Raw genomic sequence first — 17,180 nt, 5'->3', positions numbered from 1 at the left:
CGTAGCACGATTAGGGATTTCCGAACCCCTTATGAACCTTAATCTTAAAGCACAACTCAACAATACGTTCGATGCCATTGTGGTTGGTTCGGGCGTTAGTGGCGGATGGGCCGCTAAAGAACTCACCCAGAAAGGATTGCAGGTGCTGATGCTCGAGCGAGGGCGTGATCTTCAGCACGTTACTGGCTACGAAACTGCCACGAAAGCCCCCTGGGAGTTTGCCCATCGCGATCGTACGATTCTACCCAAAGATGACCCAGCTCCTGATTTTCGGGTTATGGGCTATAATGAACAAAGTGGCCACTTTGTATTCGATAATCGAAACGCGCCCTACAAAGAAATACACCCATTTCTCTGGTATCGCCCTGATATATTGGGTGGTAAGTCGATTATGTGGGGGCGGCAGAGCTACCGATTTAGCGAGATGGATTTTGAGGCAAACGCCCGCGATGGTTTCGGCACCGACTGGCCCATTCGGTATAAAGACCTGGCTCCCTGGTATAGCTATGTCGAATCATTCGCCGGTATTTCAGGCAATAAGGAGGGGTTGGCTCAATTACCTGACGGTGAATTTTTACCGCCTATGGATTTGAACTGTGTAGAGGAGCACGTTCGCGGGAAACTGAAAACCAAAATGAATCGCGTGATGACTATTGGCCGAACCGCTAATTTGTCGAAAGCCAATCCGATACACACCTCGGTTGGTCGCGCTCCGTGCCAGTACCGGAATCAGTGCGTCAGAGGTTGCCCGTATGGTGGCTATTTCAGTTCGCTTTCGGCTACATTACCAGCCGCCCGCAAAACCAATCGGCTCACGGTTCGGACCGATAGTATTGTGTCGGAAGTGTTGTTTGACGAGAAAAAAGGGAAGGCGATTGGGGTTCGGGTTATCGACTCCAAAACGAATCAGACAACCGAGTATTACGCCCGGATTATCTTTCTGAATGCGTCGGCTATGGCCACGAATTTCATTCTGCTCAACTCGGTTTCAAGCCGTTTTCCAAACGGCTTTGGCAATGATAGTGGCACCTTAGGTAAATACATCATGGACCACCATTTTCAGGTAGGGGCCAACGCACAGGCCGATGGTATGGGGTTCGATGATAAATACTATTACGGGCGTCGGGCGAATGGCATTTATATTCCCCGCTATCGGAATATTGGAACCGACAAGCGTTCATACCTGCGCGGCTTTGGCTATCAGGGCGGGGCTTCCCGATCCGGCTGGCAGCGACTTATTGCAGAAGCCGCTACTGGTGAGGCTGAGTTCGGAGCGGCCCTGAAGGAACGAGCAGAACAGCCGGGACCATGGACGATGGGCATCATGGGTTTCGGTGAATGTTTGCCCTATGAAAACAACACAATTACGCTTAATCATAATCGGCTTGACAAATGGGGTTTACCCACGGTCATCTTCGACGTGAAATTCCAGGAAAATGAGGAGCGTATGCGTCAGGACATGATGAACGATGCCGCCGAAATGCTCGAAGCATCTGGGCTGAAAAATATCACTACGTACGATAACCACTCAATACCCGGCAATGCCGTTCATGAAACGGGGGGCGTTCGAATGGGCCGTGACCCCAGGACGTCGATGCTCAACGCGCACAATCAGCTTTGGGCGTCTAAGAATATTTTCGTTACCGACGGGGCTTCGTTTGCTTCGGTGGCTTGTCAAAACCCATCGCTCACGTTTATGGCGCTAACTGCCCGAGCGGCCAATTTTGCCGTAAGCGAATTGAAACGGCAAAATTTATAAGTTGATGTAGGATGTATGATGTAGGGTATATGATATAAGGTGTATGATATAGTTGGCACCACAGTAATCCTTCATACATCCTATATCATACACCATGCATCATACATAATATTACCGCTAGGGAGATGATAAGCCTCCTTTACTTAGTGCAAGCTCTTCGGCCAGCCCGATGAGTATTCCCTCGGGGCCGCGGATATAGCACAGTCGGTATGAGTCTTCGTATTGAACCACGTCACCAACCAACTGGGCGCCCAGTTGGTTGGTGACTGTCGAGCGTCTGGTCGATGTCTTCTACGGTGAACATGACCCGCAGGTAGCCCAGCGCATTCACAGGAGCGTTCCGGTTATCTGCGATGACAGGCGGAGCGAGAAATCGCGAGAGTTCGAGTCGGCTGTGGCCATCGGGGGTGACCATCATAGCGATCTCGACGTGTTGGTTGCCCAGTCCAGTTACGCGACCGGCCCATTCACCTTCTATCATAGTTCGCCCTTCGAGTTTGAGGCCAAGCTCGATAAAAAAAGCGATAGTCTCATTGAGGGATTCTACCACAATGCCAACATTATCCATGCGTAGCAATTTGCTTTTGGTCATTGGTTTATCTTTTTTATAGTAAACGTACTAATGAGCTATACCCAGCTTTCTACCGAAAGTAAATTGCTTAGATTAATAGTACAGATACGAAATCTATAAAAACTGCCAGTATAGTTATGAAGGCCTATAAATTTGAGGTTTTTACCAATACCATTGAAAAAAATATTAGAGAAGGCGTTTTTAAGCCAGGCCATAAGTTACCCTCCGTTCGCGAGTTAAAGGAGCAGTATCAAACAAGCATCAGTACGATACAAAATGGCTATGAATATCTTATGGCCTGCGGACTGGTCGAGAGTGTCCCCAAATCGGGATACTATGTCAGTAATAGGGTGGAGGTATTAAATCCACCCCAGAAGGTCAACCAGCGACCAGTGGTCCGAGATGCCATTTTCAAACACCATCTCGGACTTACTACCTCGCTACGGGCCGGGCGCAAACTGTCCGAATTTAATGTAGCAGCTCCGGGCGATCTGTTGATTCCCCAAAAACTACTGCTACGAACTATGCAGCAGATAATTAGGGAGCAAGGCGCTGGCTTGTTACGGTATTATCCGTCAAATGGCTCTCTGGAACTGAAGGAAACTATCATTAAACGGGCTGCCACTCATCAAACCATTCTTAATCCAGACGAACTCCTGATTACAGATGGCGCATTACAAGCACTTTTTATTGCGTTACTGTCTGTTTGTCAGGCAGGCGATGTAATAGCGGTCGAGAGTCCATGTGTATTTTCAGTGTTGGAAGTGATCAGGGTACTCAATCTGAAAGTCATAGAAATTCCGGTTGATCCACAAACCGGTTTCGATGTTGACTTTTTGAGAAAGGCCTGCCAGAACAACATCGTTAAAGCGGCAATTGTAACGCCTAACTTCCACAATCCTACGGGATTATTACTGACAAATGAACAAAAGCTGGCGCTGCTATCGATTGCCTATCAATACAATGTAGCCCTCATCGAGAATGATATCTATGGCGATTTGAACTTTCAGGGACCAAGACCTTCTCCGATAAAACGATTCGATGACAGTGGCCTGGTGCTATCTTACTCATCTTGTGCAAAAACATTGGCCCCTGGAATACGACTGGGTTGGTTAGCGGCTGGGAACTATATGCAACGCGCAGAACAGGTCAAATTTGCCTTGGGCGGCACAGTCTCGCCTGTATACCAGGAAACCGTCAGTCGATTGTTAAGCGGGAGTATCTATGATCGCCATATTCGCGCTTTCAGGATGCAGCTGGCAAAGAATGCCCACTTGACCATTAATCTGTTAGCGGATAATTTTCCGCAAGGAACCTCCATGATAACCCCAGCGGGCGGATACAATATCTGGGTGAAAATGCCGGACGATACAGATATAACCCGCTTCTATGATCGATGTGAGAAGGTTGGAGTCAGATTCACGCCTGGCTACACATTTTCTTTTTCATCGACTTTCGATAAGTATTTCCGAGTGGTGTTTGCTGATAAATTTTCCCAGAAAAGAATTGACGCGATTAAATTGGCTGCTCAATATTCGTAGCATCTGTACTGGTTATATATACAAATTGTGTACTGTGTACTGAAATCCTGATACGCATACATTTGCCTATAACATAGTTAATGGGTATGCGTATTATCACAAAATTTACGGTAGCGACAGAGCAGGGACTGGAAGCTCTTTTAAAGCTTACCAAAGAACTGGCAACACAGAAATTTTCATCCCTGCTCAGCCAGAAAGTACTTAAAAAGTACATCGAAGACAATTTCAATGAACAGACATTGATTGCAGAACTCAACAACTGGTCTAACCAGTGGCTGGTAGTTTATGCGGATAACAAGCCCGTTGGCTATGCGCGAATTACAACAAAGGGGCAAAAACCTCAGGTGCTAGATAATAAACGGGCTGTCCGAATCGCAGACTTTGGCGTACTAAGCAGCTATTCGGAGCCCACTATCAGAGATTCTCTGCTCGACAAGTGCCTCACCATTTGCAAGTCCTACGAAGGGATCGGGATATGGATAAATGAGTCTATCGAAAATCCGCTGATTGAATTTTTTGAAAGCAAAGGATTCTCCCGGCAACAGGAAATTGATCATCTCGATGAGCTACCATTGGCATCAGTATATTTAGTCGCCTAGGCGGCCCGCTGTAGTCCTGAAATGAGATTTTTAACATGAAATCAACTCAACAGCAAGGCGCTTTAGTTCAATCACTTACGAGTGCTGTTACCCCTCCTATGTTTCTGGTAGTTGTCTTGTCGCTAGGAACATTCATTATCTTCTTTCAAGGGTTTATGGTTGCCCCTATTTTGCCGGGTTTGTCCAGGATTTTCCACGTGTCTGTTCGGCATGTGAGTTTTATTGAACCAGCTTATTTGTTGGGTTATGGTTTGGCCACCTTAATTTATGGGCCGCTGTCGGATAAATATGGCCGGTTTCCAGTCATCTTATGTTCGTTAACCTGCTTTATTGTGTTGACTGCCTGCACCGGATTTTGCCAGTCTATTACGCAGATGATTATACTGCGATTACTAACGGGTATAGGTGCTGCCGGTGTGGCACCAAACACCATTGGGTGGATTGGGGATAAATTTCCCTATGAACGGCGTGGTCACGCCCTGGGTATTTTTTTTGGATTCATGGCCGCAGGGACTGCCTTTGGATCGAGTGTTGGCGCTTTGTTTACCGCAAAGGTGAGCTGGCCAGTGCTGTTTTGGATGGTTGCAGGAGTTGGTGTGTTAATTCTAGTTCTGCTGATTGGTTACCGTAAGAATTTTCTTCAGAAAGAAAGTGAGCCTTTTGGTAGCTTTGTCGCCTTATATCAGTCGGTTAAAGAGGTTTTTTTCTTGCCCCGTGGCTGGAGAACTTATTTATTCGTTCTGTTCAACGGCATGTTTCATAGCGGTGTTTTTGCCTGGACTGGGTACTTCTTTTACAAAAATTATCACCTGGATGAGCAGGGTGTGGGCCTGGCCCTTCTCGGATACGGCATACCAGGGTTGTTACTCGGACCGCTGCTAGGGAAACTTGCCGATAAGTATGGCCGCTCTAGAATTATCCCAATCGGTATTCTAATCGGTGCGCTATCTGCAATTTTGCTGAGTATGAATTATTCGCTGGTTGCCTCTTGCCTCTTTATCGCGACATTATCGTTCGGCTTCGAATTGACCCACCCTTTATTTGCGGCAATTATTACAACGCTCTCACCCAAAAAAGGAGCAGCAACGGGTTTATTTGCCTTTTTTCTGTTCATGGGCTATGGTTTGGGCAGTCTGGTGTTTAGCTTGATCGTAACTATTGGACTGAATCAGGCATTCAGGGTATTTGGAACTGTTGCTTTGATTGCCGCCTGTGTTGCCGCTATTAATTTTAAAGAGGAAAAGTAAGAAATCAGGCAGACTATTTATATGGATTTCAGTGTTCGCGTGTATGGCTTACTCGTTAATGAGCGACAAGAGATTTTAATTTCGGACGAAATGATGGATGGACTCGTCTATACTAAGTTTCCAGGTGGTGGGGTTGAATTTGGAGAAGGCTTATTGGACGCTCTAAAGCGGGAATTTGTAGAAGAGTGTAACACCGCTGTTGAGGTAATTCATCACTTTTATACAACAGAAATGTTCGTTAAGTCTTCCTTTGATGATAAACAAATTGTCAGTGTTTATTATTTGGTCAGATTGCTCGAAGAGCTTCGCTGTGCGATAAAGACAAAGCCCTTCGATTTTGACCCATCTCTGGACAGTCAACAATCCTTTCGCTGGGAAATGATTAGTACATTGACTTTGGATGACTTCGCATTTCCAATCGATAAACATGTGCTAATGCTTTTAAAGGAGCAATAGTAATTAAATACCTGCTTCTCCTACGTTCACGTTTATAGAACTTAGGAATTCTCTTCCCGAACAATATCAAGTATTTCCTCGGCCAGCGTTTGAATCCGCTGTTCAATAACGCGTAAGGGTTGTCCCGTTTCTTTAGCAATCCGTTCCGCTTCAAGCTGTTCAAGTACCCGTAAATGGGCCTGCGTTACCAATAGTAACTCCTTTAATTCATGTATAGCCAAATGCATGCCTCAATGAGTTTAGTTTATACTCATCAAAGTAAAGGGATAATTCTTATTTGTACATCGCTAAGGCAGACGAATCAAAACCGAAAGACCAGACCTGCCCCGACGCCCACACTGTTCATCGCTACGTTATAGCTTAGGGCTTTGTTGGGTTGGGTAGTGGAATTTACGATGCTACCCTCATCAATGTAGTCTGTAACGACGAGACTCGTAGTGGGTTTTCCGCCAATAACATTGGCGGTCGTCACTTCGAGCCGTTTGGGTTTGAAGGATTGATTGTAGAATACGACCTCGGCAAAACCTCGTATGGCCTGACTCAATCGAAATTGAATCCCCAAAGCTGCCTGATATCCTAATGCCAGCGAGTTACTGGTATAACTGTTGGTAGAATTAAAGGTATTACTGGTCCCGTTCTTAGCCACGCTGACCCCATTGGTGACTGTCTTGTAATCGAGTACAACTCCGCCCACCAAACCAAGCCGATTGTAGATGTAGTAACTCGGTCGCGAGAGGGCTTTGAAGGTAATATTGGGTATAACCGAAACGACCTTTAGCGTTGTGGATGATGAGTTGGTGTACGAATACGTACCGTCATCATAACTATTTGTAATGTTTACCGCCGATCCAAACAGCATATCGGCATCAATACCAATGTTAATGAAGTCGCTAGCAATCAGGCCAATACCGACGCCAGCGCGAGGGCCCGCTCCCAGTCCTTTGTTGGTTGTTTTGAACGGGAAGGCAATGCCCGTCTGACTTTGTGATTGACTATACTGGATCTGCACTCCCGGTGTCAAGAGGCCATACACCCCGTAGAGCTTTACATAAATGGGAGACTCGGCAGCGGCAGTCTTGGTAGGCATAGCCTCCTGTGAAACAGTGCCAGTCGATTGGCTTAGGGCATTTGAAGAAAGGGTAGATTGGGCTTTTCCTGATACAGTGTACAGGAGCAGGCTAATGAGAAGCGTGATGAATCGATTCATGATAGCAGGTTGACGATTTAAGCTAAATGTTACAGCCCGATAGGGGGCTATCCGATCGCAATGGAGTAAGGAGTCGTAGCGCAACTAGAACCGAAAAACCAGTCCAGCCCCTACGCCAACGCTGTTCATGGCGACATTAAAGCTTGGTTGTTCGTAGGGGTTCTCTTTATTATAATCGCCCAAATCTTTAAAGACAGTGGAGGAACTCTGAACAGAAGTAGTTCCATTCGTTGTGCTGTTCGTTGTGCCCTGTAGTTCCTTGGGTTTAAACGATTGGTTATAAGCCACTATCTCAACAAAGCCCCGAATGGCCTGGCCCAACCGAAACTGAATACCAAGGGCTGCCTGATACCCCAGCGCCAGAGAGTTTTTCGTATAATCAGTCGTGTTTACAGAGGTAGTAGTTGCTCCTTTGGGCGGGGTCTGAAGCGTATTACTAACCGTCTTGTAATCGAGTACAACTCCGCCCACCAGACCAAGCCGATTGTAGATGTAGTAACTCGGTCGCGAGAGGGCTTTGAAGGTAATATTGGGTATAACCGAGACGACCTTTAAGGTTGTATTGGAGGTAATAGCATAGAAACTGGCAGTACTACTACTACTGCCAACAAATACATTATAGTCAGTTTTCAAGGTTGCTCCAAACAGCATTTCGGCATCAACCCCAACATTAATAAAATCGCTGACAATAAGACCAGCGCCGATACCTGCTCGTGGTCCCGCTCCCAGATGCGTATTGATCGGCTTGTAAATAGTAGGTGCCGTGATCTGGCTTTGTGATGAGCTATAATTAATCTCCGTTCCGGGTGTCAACAGGCTATAAAATCCATACATCTTTAGAAAAAAGGGTGCCTCGCTGGCCTTCGTATTGCGGGGGGCTATCGCCGTCCTTGTGGGTTTGTCAGAATTATTCCGCGTGTTCAAGGCAACAACTGGTTGTGCCAGCGTAGTCGAAACGCGTAGAAGCAGGCCAATGAGTAACAGATGATATCGATGCATAATGGTCAGTAGTTGTTCAAATCAGGCGAATAACAGGTCGTATAATTCCAGGCAGACGTAACGCATTTATGAAGGAGGTGATTAGATTAAATGCGTTTGAACTAAAGCGTACTAATTACATGGTCATGCTGCAAATTAATCACCCAGTTAATGCATAGAGTTAGTCTTTGATTTAACGGCACATAGGATTTAGTAGTGGGCGATACGTGGTGGGTTGGCATTTTTCTTACTTTGGCTAAATCTATGGCTACCAGCGAAAAACCAGCCGTAAACGAAAAAATACACTTTTAGTTATTCCTGAAATTCTTGACGCGCTCAATCATGAAAAGCTGTTCAAAGGGGGCTTGCTAGCCAGCATTCTATTCCTCAGTAAAGAAGTTGATGCCCGGGTGCGTCTGGGTATAAAAGCGGGTGTTAATTCCTGGTTTTTGTCATCCTGGCGTCGGGATGACAAAAATCAATACTATGAATAGCTAGTAATCAGTTAATAAATTCAGATTTTATCCATAATTCACGTTCGCTTTACTAAGTTGACTGACTGTATACTATGTGACCAAATTTAGACGGTATCGTCTTAGTTGTGTCTAAAGCGGTTACAAATCGTTAGGCAGCATTATTACTTTCTTATCGTTGAGCGGTACTAAAAACCGCATAGGCAACATGGAAGACCAACATTCACCTCCCAACACTCCATCTTCGGCCATTGAACAGGCTAATCAGGCTCTACGAGCGGCAATACGAACCGCCTATCTTAATCGGGATATTCCCTTAGAGGCTACTTACGAAGTGAAACCACTTCCTACAACAGGTAATGATGAACGCGAACCTGTTGTTCGTGAGGTATGGGTATATCAAACAAAGCCTGAAACACGGACCTTTAAACTGCTGACGGAAACCTTGACGATTATCCCAACTGAAAGCGGTTTTGAACTAGAGCAGACAATTATTGAAGAATCATAACTGTTTAGCTGCTTTATTTTTGCCAAAAGCCGTGTTAAAGAAAACGTGCAAGCCGTCCCTCAATCTGGGGCGGCTTTTTTGTGTCTTTTTAGATAGTTTGCCAGCACGGAAATACCGTACCTTTGTTGCTGAATAGCACAGGCGGTTACACAATTGGCTCGCATTCATTGAATTATTTCCGAGATAAGACGTTTTCAGGTATATAATACCATGTACTCATGATTGAAAGACCCCTTACAGACTGGTTGCCTCTGACAATGAAAGAAGTCGAAAAAAGAGGCTGGGACGAAGTTGATATTGTGCTTGTATCGGGGGATGCATATGTTGACCATCCAGCATTTGGCACGGCTGTGATTGGTCGGATCATGGAGAGCGAAGGGTTTCGGGTGGCCATTATTGCCCAACCAAACTGGAAAGACGATCTACGCGATTTTAAGAAATTCGGTAAACCAAAGTATTTCTTTGGCGTCACGGCGGGTTGTATGGACTCGATGGTTAATCACTATACCGCCAACAAACGCCTACGCTCCAATGACTCCTATACACCCGGTGGCGAAGCAGGTTTCCGGCCTGATTATGCTACCATTGTGTATACCAAGATATTGAAAGAATTGTACCCCGATGTGCCGGTTTTGCTCGGTGGTATCGAGGCTTCATTACGTCGGGTTACCCACTACGATTACTGGCAGGATAGGCTTATGCCGTCCATTCTGGTCGATGCGGGTGCCGATATGCTGGTGTATGGTATGGGCGAACAACCCCTTCGTGAAATCCTGCAATTGGCCCGAAAAGGCGTTCCGTTCTCGTCGATGCGGAACATAAACCAGGTGGCTTACATGCACGACGCCAGCACCGAACTGCGCGACTATAATAACTGGAATTCAGTCGAGTTGGCGAGTCACGAAGTATGTCTGGAAGATAAAATCAAATATGCGGCCAACTTCAAAATTGTTGAGGTAGAGTCGAATAAGTGGCAGGCCAATCGGATTCTTCAACAGGTGGGCGATCAGATTCTGGTGATTAATCCGCCGTTTAAAACGATGGAAGAAGCCGAAATCGACAAGTCGTTCGATTTGCCATACACGCGGCTTCCGCACCCGAAATACAAGAAACGGGGTCCGATTCCGGCCTATGACATGATCAAGTTTTCGGTTAACATGCACCGGGGCTGTTTTGGCGGTTGTAGTTTCTGTACCATTTCGGCCCACCAGGGTAAGTTCGTGGCTTCTCGCAGTGAGCAGTCAGTGCTGAAAGAAGTAGATGAAATTACGAAGCACCCCGAGTTCAAGGGATATATCTCGGACTTAGGTGGACCGTCGGCCAATATGTACAAGATGAAGGGCAAAGACGAGACCATCTGCGCCCGTTGCCAAAGCCCAAGTTGTATTCACCCGGTTATCTGCTCGAACCTCGATACGTCGCACAAACCTATGACGGAATTGTACCGTAAGGTCGATGCCAATCCGAACATCAAAAAAGCGTTTGTGGGCTCGGGTGTACGTTACGATTTGCTAGTCGATGATTTTAACAAGAACAACGCCGATGGCAACCACGATGAGTATATGGAGCAGCTTGTTACGCGCCATGTGTCGGGTCGGTTGAAAGTTGCCCCGGAGCATACGTCCGACGATACGTTGCGGGTGATGCGGAAGCCATCGTTCAAGTACTTCAAGCTATTTAAACAGAAGTACGACAAGATTCAGGAGAAGCATAATCTCAAACAACCACTGATTCCGTACTTCATTTCGTCGCACCCCGGTTGTGAAGAGCAGGACATGGCCAACCTGGCTGCCGAAACCAAAGACTTAGGCTTTCAACTCGAACAGGTACAGGACTTTACGCCGACGCCGATGACCGTAGCCGAGGTGATTTACTACTCAGGCGTTCACCCCTACACGTTGAAACCCGTTAAAACGGCTAAAACGCGGGATGAAAAACAGGCGCAGAATCGTTACTTCTTCTGGTACAAACCTGAATACAAAGACTGGATTCGGAATCGCCTGAACAAACTCAAACGTCCCGACTTGGCCGACCGGTTATTAGGTAGCCCCAAACAGGGAAACGCTGGCAAATCCAGGTCTGAGGGAAATTACTCAAAGAAGAAAAAACGCTAAACTAACCATGTGATTTTGTGGTGAAAGTTGGCAAAAGAGAAACATAAAAATGACCCAGAATTGGGTTATATTCGTGGCTGTCAGTTTAACTGGCAGCCATTATTTTTTCCCTTATGCCTAATCTAAATACCACCGTAAACAAGACTCATACCTACGATGCTATAGTTATTGGCTCTGGCATCAGTGGCGGATGGGCGGCTAAAGAGCTTTGTGAAAAAGGGCTCAAAACGCTCGTGCTGGAGCGAGGACGCCTGGTCAATCACATTGAGGATTATCCGACAATGAATCTCGATCATTGGGATTTTGAACACCGGGAAGCCCTTTCTCATGCCGATCAGGAAACGTATCATGTACAGGCCCGAAGTGGCTTTGTCAATGAAACCAACAAGCACTTTTATACTAACGACCTCGACGCGCCCTACACCGAAGTAAAGCGTTTCGACTGGATTCGGGGTAATCAGGTAGGCGGTCGGTCGTTGCTGTGGGGCAAACAGTGCTACCGCTGGAGCGATCTTGATTTTGAGGCCAATGCCAAAGACGGTATCGCTATCGACTGGCCTATTCGGTATAAAGACCTTGAGCCCTGGTACACGTATGCCGAAAAATTTGTGGGTATTAGTGGGGAAAAACTGGGTCTGTCGCATCTGCCGGATGGCTATTTCCTGCCACCAATGGACTTGAATTGCCTCGAAAAGCACGTTCGTGCCGAGGTGGAGAAGAAGTTCAAAGGGCGTCATTTAACCATTGGTCGGGTTGCCCACCTCACCGAACCGAAGCCCTGGCACCTTGACTTAGGGCGGGCGCAGTGTCAAAACCGAAACCGTTGTTCGCGGGGTTGCCCTTATGGTGCTTACTTTAGCAGTAATGCGGCTACGTTGCCAGCGGCTAACCGAACAACAAATTTCACGATCCGGCCAAATTCGTTGGTTCACTCTATTATTTACGATGAGCAGAAACAGCGGGCAACGGGCGTTCGGGTGATTGATACCGAGAGCAAGGAAATGGTGGAGTTTTATGCCAAAATTATTTTTTGCAATGCATCGACACTTGGCACTACCGCAATTCTACTTAATTCACTGTCAAAGCGCTACCCCAATGGACTAGGTAATGACAGTGGCGAATTAGGGCATAACCTGATGGATCACCACTATCGATTGGGGGCGATGGGTGGTTTCGATGGGTTCAACGATCAGTATTACAAAGGCCGCCGTCCGAATGGTATTTTTATTCCCCGTTACCGAAATCTGGACGATGCGACTCGTACCGACAAATTCATTCGGGGCTATGATTATCAGGGGGCTGCTGGCCGTGGAAACTGGGGCGGAGGGGTCAATCGGGAAGGGATTGGCGCCGATTTTAAAGATTCGCTCTTTGAGCCGGGAGGCTGGGGGATGTCGCTGGTTGGTTTTGGCGAGTGCCTGCCATATCACGATAACCACGCTAAACTCGATCAGACTAAGAAAGACAAATGGGGGCTACCAACGCTTTCGATTGATGCGGAGTTTAAGGAAAACGAGATGAAAATGCGTGAGCAGATCAAAGCCGATGCGGTTGAAATGCTCGAAGCGGCTGGTCTGAAAAACGTGACATCGTTCGATTACTCGGGTGGCATTGGTGTGGGCGTTCATGAAATGGGAACTGCCCGGATGGGGCGCGACCCCAAAACATCGGTGCTCAACGGTAATAACCAGGTGCATGGCGTACCGAACCTATTTGTGACCGATGGAGCTTGTATGACATCTTCTTCCTGCGTGAATCCGTCCATCACCTATATGGCTTTAACTGCCCGTGCCGCCGACTTTGCCGTTAAAGAACTCAAGCGAATTAATCTTTAATGAGAGAAAGAGCGAAAGTGTGAAAGAGTGGTTGCTACGAGGGGAAAGTATCTCTGATTCGATTCCCGTTAGTGTAAAGTCGAGCAACTTATTCTTCATCCTTTCAACTTATCGCTCTTTCACTCATTCATCCTTTCACTCATTAAAAACGATGCAACGCAGAGACGCACTCAAACATACCGCTCTGTTTTTCGGATATGCCGTTTCCATATCGGCGCTCTCCGAAACATTTATCGCCTGCTCCAAAGAGGCAACCCTTAGCTGGAAACCAGAATTCCTGACCAATAATCAGGCAAATACCATTGCTGAAATTACGGAGACTATTCTCCCGAAAACCAAAACGCCCGGCGCTAAAGAGCTTGGTGTTCCGCAGTTTGTCGATAAAATGCTGAAGGACCTTCTTTCGGAGGATGAGCAAAAAGACTTCCTGGCAGGGCTTGATACCTTCGATTTCGATAAAGCCTGCGAAGCCTCAACTGGAAAACCATTTGTCGATTGTACGCCAGAACAACGCACCAGTTTTCTACTGAAGCAGGATAAAGAGGCCGCCAAACTACCGCCTTCGGTTTGGGGAATTCGACTGGCAGCTCCGGGGCCAACGGCTTTCTTTCGACGGGTAAAGGAGTTGACGTTACTGGGCTATTTTACGTCCGAAAAAGTGGGTAAAACGATTTTGGGTTATGATCCTATTCCGGGCCATTATATCGCCTGTATGCCGCTGGCTACAGGTGAAAAAGCCTGGAACGAGTAAAATTGATTCATCTCTATATAGGCCTGATTTCCTCTTCTGTCTTATGACTTTGCCTGTCTAATCAAACTACTCTCAACTTTTATGTTTTTAAAGATCTTTTCCATTGGTTTCCTAACCAGCCTTTCTCTCGTCAGTTTACGGGCCCAGGAACTCAATACATTAACTCACCAGGAAAAAAAAGATGGTTGGAAACTCCTGTTTAACGGGAAAAATGTGTCGGGATGGCACAGTTATGCTTCGAAAAGCGTCGGAGCGGCCTGGCAAATTGATCAGGGAGCGTTGCAGTTAAACGTTACCAATCGGACTGGGAAAAAAACGTCTAACGGGGGCGACTTAGTAACCGACGCCATCATAACGGGCGATTTTGAGTTCAAGGCCGAGTGGAAAATCGAGCGGTTCGCCAATAGCGGGATTTTCTTCTTCGTTGAAGAAGATCCTCAGTATAAAAACATTTTTGATACTGGGCTGGAAGTTCAGGTTATTGACGATGCCATTTATGAAGGAGCTGATGATACGAAGCACCGTCATCGCTCGGGCGATTTGTTCGGCATTGCCACTGCTGGCACTCGGGAGCTTCAGCCGGTTGGCGGCTGGAACAAGATTCATTTTGTGCTCAAAAAAAATAAGCTAACTGTCTCACTGAATGGCTCTTGCATTCAGGAACATGATATAACCAGTGCGGATTGGAAACAACGCATTGCTACCAGCAAATTGAAAAATGCGCCTATCAGCAAAGGAATTTTTGCTGGTCGTATAGGTCTGCAAGACTGGGGCTGTACCGTCTGGTACCGCAATATTAAACTTCGCCAATTGTAAGTGTATAGAGATTGTTTTTAGCGGATTGTGGTCAACGTTATATGTCATATCTTCAAGATATGACATATAACGTTGACCACAATCCGCTTTAATCCAGACGTACCCACATCGTACCCGTGAGTGCTTCGCCCGGCTTCAATATGGCTAAGCCCTGCCCATTATTAAAGGCATCGACATTGGCTGTTAGTGGTTCAATGGCAATTCGGTCGCGCCGGGTTGGAGTATAACAGACCAGATAATTTAACTTTCCATCGCCGGTTTGCTGCCCTACAATCAGCCGAGCACCGGTAACGAGTGATGTTAAGATGGTTTCGGCAAACGACTCAGTATCAGTTGGGCCGCTCGTAGGTTCAATCAGAAAAGCGGTATCCAGGTGTTGATCATGTAATTCGATTGTGCCAGCCATTTCAGCAGGAAGCTGCCCGTTGGGAATCATGTACTCGTCGAGTGAAATCGGAATGCGGCTTGGCAATGTCAACAGCATTTTGCCAATGGGTTCTTTGGCGAGTTCAATGTCCTCGGAAAACCTGAAATACGGATGCCAGCCGAACGCTGCCGGACTGCTTGTTACGCCCGTATTTTTAGCCTCGTAGCTAATCCGTAGCGCACACATGTGATCTTTCTCCGGGTTGCTTCCATGCCGAAGCAAGTTCGCCTGAACTAACTCATAGGTAACAGTCAAGGAAAACGGGAAAGGGTATCCGAATGTATCACCCGTATAGTCATAGCGTAATACCAATTGCGCGTGGGTGTCCGTTGCTTCCTGACTTATTACCGAAAAAACCCGCCCATGTACAAACCCGTGCATGGCATTATCGCGGTGTGTGTCGTTCATTTTTAGGGCGTAATCCTGCCCTTCGAAATGATAAATACCGTGGCGAATACGGCTTGGAAATGGATAAAGTAGCGCACTGGCATAACTCTCGTCGGCCATCAAAGCTTGGGGTGAGTCAGGACCTTCAATCAAGGCGAACACATGCTTGCCCTTGCGCAACACTAACCGGCGAAGAACAGCCCCAAATTCAGGGATAACAGTAATGAATTCGCCCGTTTCGGTGTGTTCGAGTAGATACTCTGTTAGCGGAGTGGCACCCGTTGGCAATGGGCCAAAAGGTTGAGTGGTAATCTGAAATGGCATAGTATACAGTTCGTAGGTCGGTACGTAAGTAATCTATTCCGGCCAATGATTGTTTATTAAGGTTTATTAATTTGTGTAGTGGAGAGATGCTCACATTTCCCCTTCAACGCCTAACCCAAATAACGCAAAGTCGTAACGAACCGGGTCGTTGGGGTCGAACTGGCGAAGTGCTTCCGTTAGCTCCAGGGCTGCTTTCCAGTCGGTCTGAGGTCGATTCAGTAACCCTAACTGACGTGCTACACGATTGACGTGAACATCGATGGGCATAACTAACTGATCGGGGCGTAGTTGCTTCCAGATACCAAAGTCAACACCTCGGTCGTCGTCCCGCACCATCCATCGCAGAAACATCAACAGCCGTTTGCAGGCTGAGTTTCGAGCGGGTGTGGCAATGTGTTTACGGGTACGTTCTGGGAAGAAATCGGTAAGGCCGCAAAATTGATCGTGAAAGGCAATGAGTGATTGGCCCACTGGACTAAAGTCCGGTGCAGTTGATTTTGACTCAACTGTACTGGTGTTAGTCAATAAAAACGCGTCCTCCAGTGAATCATGCTCCTGATAATACTGACGGAAGAAATGCAGGAAATACAGCGCGTCAGTAGCGTTGAAGGTCCGATGTTTAAAGGCCAGAAACCGCTTCAGGTCGCTTTCCTGATGATTGAGAATGAAATCGTAGGGAGCGCCATCCATCAACTCGACCAATTCGTTGGTTTTCTTTAAAATAACCGGTCGTTGTCCCCAGGCCAGTACGGCTGCCCAAAAACCCATAATCTCGATATCCTGCTTTCGACTGAAGCGGTGCGGGATACTAATGGGATCGCGCTCAATAAATGAAGGCCGATTGTATAGATCGGCCTTCGTATCTAAAAAATCTTTTAAAGAAGAATAACTTCGTGTATTTATTAGTAATTCATCATTCATCATTCATCATTCATCATTCATCATTCATCATTCATCATTCATTTACTACTTCCTCCGCTAACAACCCATGCGAATGCCCGCGATATACCGGAAAAGATAGCGAGTAGGGTAGACATAATAAACGTAAAGACTGCAATGAACGGATAGGCCAGCGTAAACATAATACTGAATGTTACATAGCCTGGTGAGGCTTTCATTTGCTCATCGCGTTCTCGGTGGCGCCGGGCAATGCGCTCCTCTTTCGTTTCTTTTTCCATAACTTAGTC

17 protein-coding genes are annotated in these 17,180 nt (G+C 46.7%); 10 read left to right on the top strand and 7 right to left on the bottom strand.

What is annotated here, in order from left to right:
* Positions 1-31 precede the first annotated feature (31 nt).
* Entirely contained in the window at positions 32-1,759 is a 1,728-nt protein-coding gene (locus H3H32_RS20505) for a GMC oxidoreductase (protein ID WP_182457506.1), read from the top strand.
* A gap of 232 nt (positions 1,760-1,991) precedes the next feature.
* Here the strand turns inward: H3H32_RS20505 and H3H32_RS20500 are convergent, their stop codons facing one another.
* On the bottom strand, positions 1,992-2,351 hold the full coding sequence (locus H3H32_RS20500; RefSeq protein ID WP_240543429.1) for a VOC family protein: 360 nt from the start codon (positions 2,349-2,351) through the stop codon (positions 1,992-1,994).
* 116 nt (positions 2,352-2,467) lie between these two features.
* On the opposite strand from H3H32_RS20500, the gene H3H32_RS20495 reads away from it, so the two are divergent.
* From H3H32_RS20495 to H3H32_RS20480, 4 genes are all read left to right on the top strand, one after another.
* Positions 2,468-3,871 (top strand): aminotransferase-like domain-containing protein, encoded by a 1,404-nt coding sequence (locus tag H3H32_RS20495; RefSeq protein ID WP_182457505.1) that lies wholly within the window; start codon positions 2,468-2,470, stop codon positions 3,869-3,871.
* A gap of 86 nt (positions 3,872-3,957) precedes the next feature.
* Positions 3,958-4,470, top strand: a complete 513-nt coding sequence (locus H3H32_RS20490) for a GNAT family N-acetyltransferase (RefSeq protein WP_182457504.1) — start codon at positions 3,958-3,960, stop codon at positions 4,468-4,470.
* A gap of 35 nt (positions 4,471-4,505) precedes the next feature.
* On the top strand, positions 4,506-5,717 hold the full coding sequence (locus H3H32_RS20485; RefSeq protein ID WP_220472549.1) for an MFS transporter: 1,212 nt from the start codon (positions 4,506-4,508) through the stop codon (positions 5,715-5,717).
* Between the two features lie 21 nt (positions 5,718-5,738).
* A complete protein-coding gene (locus H3H32_RS20480; RefSeq protein ID WP_182457503.1) occupies positions 5,739-6,173 on the top strand; it encodes an NUDIX domain-containing protein in 435 nt (144 codons plus the stop codon).
* A 41-nt stretch (positions 6,174-6,214) separates the two neighbouring features.
* Here the strand turns inward: H3H32_RS20480 and H3H32_RS20475 are convergent, their stop codons facing one another.
* The 3 genes from H3H32_RS20475 to H3H32_RS20465 all read right to left on the bottom strand — a co-directional run bounded on the left by H3H32_RS20475 (position 6,215) and on the right by H3H32_RS20465 (position 8,379).
* Positions 6,215-6,400, bottom strand: coding sequence for a hypothetical protein (locus H3H32_RS20475; protein WP_182457502.1), 186 nt, complete (start codon positions 6,398-6,400; stop codon positions 6,215-6,217).
* Positions 6,401-6,474: 74 nt separating this feature from the next.
* The gene (locus H3H32_RS20470) at positions 6,475-7,380 is read right to left on the bottom strand and encodes a hypothetical protein (protein ID WP_182457501.1); all 906 of its coding nucleotides are present in this window, start codon (positions 7,378-7,380) and stop codon (positions 6,475-6,477) included.
* A gap of 84 nt (positions 7,381-7,464) precedes the next feature.
* Positions 7,465-8,379 carry a hypothetical protein gene (locus H3H32_RS20465; protein ID WP_182457500.1) on the bottom strand — a complete coding sequence of 305 codons (915 nt, stop codon included), beginning with the start codon at positions 8,377-8,379 and terminating at the stop codon, positions 7,465-7,467.
* Positions 8,380-9,039: 660 nt separating this feature from the next.
* Between H3H32_RS20465 and H3H32_RS20460 the strand changes: the two genes are divergently transcribed.
* From H3H32_RS20460 to H3H32_RS20440, 5 genes are all read left to right on the top strand, one after another.
* On the top strand, positions 9,040-9,339 hold the full coding sequence (locus H3H32_RS20460; protein WP_182457499.1) for a hypothetical protein: 300 nt from the start codon (positions 9,040-9,042) through the stop codon (positions 9,337-9,339).
* 218 nt (positions 9,340-9,557) lie between these two features.
* Positions 9,558-11,453, top strand: coding sequence for a YgiQ family radical SAM protein (locus H3H32_RS20455; protein WP_182457498.1), 1,896 nt, complete (start codon positions 9,558-9,560; stop codon positions 11,451-11,453).
* Between the two features lie 113 nt (positions 11,454-11,566).
* Positions 11,567-13,288: a GMC oxidoreductase gene (locus tag H3H32_RS20450; protein ID WP_182457497.1), complete on the top strand. Its 1,722-nt coding sequence runs from the start codon at positions 11,567-11,569 to the stop codon at positions 13,286-13,288.
* A gap of 151 nt (positions 13,289-13,439) precedes the next feature.
* Positions 13,440-14,039 carry a gluconate 2-dehydrogenase subunit 3 family protein gene (locus tag H3H32_RS20445; RefSeq protein ID WP_182457496.1) on the top strand — a complete coding sequence of 200 codons (600 nt, stop codon included), beginning with the start codon at positions 13,440-13,442 and terminating at the stop codon, positions 14,037-14,039.
* Between the two features lie 81 nt (positions 14,040-14,120).
* On the top strand, positions 14,121-14,855 hold the full coding sequence (locus H3H32_RS20440; protein WP_182457495.1) for a 3-keto-disaccharide hydrolase: 735 nt from the start codon (positions 14,121-14,123) through the stop codon (positions 14,853-14,855).
* Between the two features lie 88 nt (positions 14,856-14,943).
* On the opposite strand, the gene H3H32_RS20435 is transcribed toward H3H32_RS20440, so the two are convergent.
* The 3 genes from H3H32_RS20435 to H3H32_RS20425 all read right to left on the bottom strand — a co-directional run bounded on the left by H3H32_RS20435 (position 14,944) and on the right by H3H32_RS20425 (position 17,171).
* Positions 14,944-15,993 (bottom strand): aldose 1-epimerase, encoded by a 1,050-nt coding sequence (locus tag H3H32_RS20435; protein WP_182457494.1) that lies wholly within the window; start codon positions 15,991-15,993, stop codon positions 14,944-14,946.
* A 90-nt stretch (positions 15,994-16,083) separates the two neighbouring features.
* Entirely contained in the window at positions 16,084-16,917 is an 834-nt protein-coding gene (locus H3H32_RS20430; RefSeq protein WP_240543428.1) for a TIGR02757 family protein, read from the bottom strand.
* A 35-nt stretch (positions 16,918-16,952) separates the two neighbouring features.
* Positions 16,953-17,171, bottom strand: coding sequence for a hypothetical protein (locus tag H3H32_RS20425; RefSeq protein WP_182457493.1), 219 nt, complete (start codon positions 17,169-17,171; stop codon positions 16,953-16,955).
* Positions 17,172-17,180: the final 9 nt, after the last annotated feature.

Source organism: Spirosoma foliorum (genome assembly GCF_014117325.1).
In the GTDB taxonomy this organism is placed as follows: domain Bacteria; phylum Bacteroidota; class Bacteroidia; order Cytophagales; family Spirosomataceae; genus Spirosoma; species Spirosoma foliorum.
Note: the sequence above shows the minus strand (reverse complement) of the source record. Positions and strands in the feature narration are given on the sequence as shown.

Coding starts and splice junctions, on each gene's coding strand:
- H3H32_RS20475 (WP_182457502.1), bottom strand. CDS start 6,400: ATGCATTTGGCTATACATGAATTAAAGGAGTTACTATTGGTAACGCAG.
- H3H32_RS20500 (WP_240543429.1), bottom strand. CDS start 2,351: ATGACCAAAAGCAAATTGCTACGCATGGATAATGTTGGCATTGTGGTA.
- H3H32_RS20495 (WP_182457505.1), top strand. CDS start 2,468: ATGAAGGCCTATAAATTTGAGGTTTTTACCAATACCATTGAAAAAAAT.
- H3H32_RS20485 (WP_220472549.1), top strand. CDS start 4,506: ATGAAATCAACTCAACAGCAAGGCGCTTTAGTTCAATCACTTACGAGT.
- H3H32_RS20490 (WP_182457504.1), top strand. CDS start 3,958: ATGCGTATTATCACAAAATTTACGGTAGCGACAGAGCAGGGACTGGAA.
- H3H32_RS20455 (WP_182457498.1), top strand. CDS start 9,558: ATGATTGAAAGACCCCTTACAGACTGGTTGCCTCTGACAATGAAAGAA.
- H3H32_RS20470 (WP_182457501.1), bottom strand. CDS start 7,380: ATGAATCGATTCATCACGCTTCTCATTAGCCTGCTCCTGTACACTGTA.
- H3H32_RS20450 (WP_182457497.1), top strand. CDS start 11,567: ATGCCTAATCTAAATACCACCGTAAACAAGACTCATACCTACGATGCT.
- H3H32_RS20480 (WP_182457503.1), top strand. CDS start 5,739: ATGGATTTCAGTGTTCGCGTGTATGGCTTACTCGTTAATGAGCGACAA.
- H3H32_RS20445 (WP_182457496.1), top strand. CDS start 13,440: ATGCAACGCAGAGACGCACTCAAACATACCGCTCTGTTTTTCGGATAT.
- H3H32_RS20460 (WP_182457499.1), top strand. CDS start 9,040: ATGGAAGACCAACATTCACCTCCCAACACTCCATCTTCGGCCATTGAA.
- H3H32_RS20435 (WP_182457494.1), bottom strand. CDS start 15,993: ATGCCATTTCAGATTACCACTCAACCTTTTGGCCCATTGCCAACGGGT.
- H3H32_RS20465 (WP_182457500.1), bottom strand. CDS start 8,379: ATGCATCGATATCATCTGTTACTCATTGGCCTGCTTCTACGCGTTTCG.
- H3H32_RS20505 (WP_182457506.1), top strand. CDS start 32: ATGAACCTTAATCTTAAAGCACAACTCAACAATACGTTCGATGCCATT.
- H3H32_RS20430 (WP_240543428.1), bottom strand. CDS start 16,917: ATGATGAATGATGAATTACTAATAAATACACGAAGTTATTCTTCTTTA.
- H3H32_RS20440 (WP_182457495.1), top strand. CDS start 14,121: ATGTTTTTAAAGATCTTTTCCATTGGTTTCCTAACCAGCCTTTCTCTC.
- H3H32_RS20425 (WP_182457493.1), bottom strand. CDS start 17,171: ATGGAAAAAGAAACGAAAGAGGAGCGCATTGCCCGGCGCCACCGAGAA.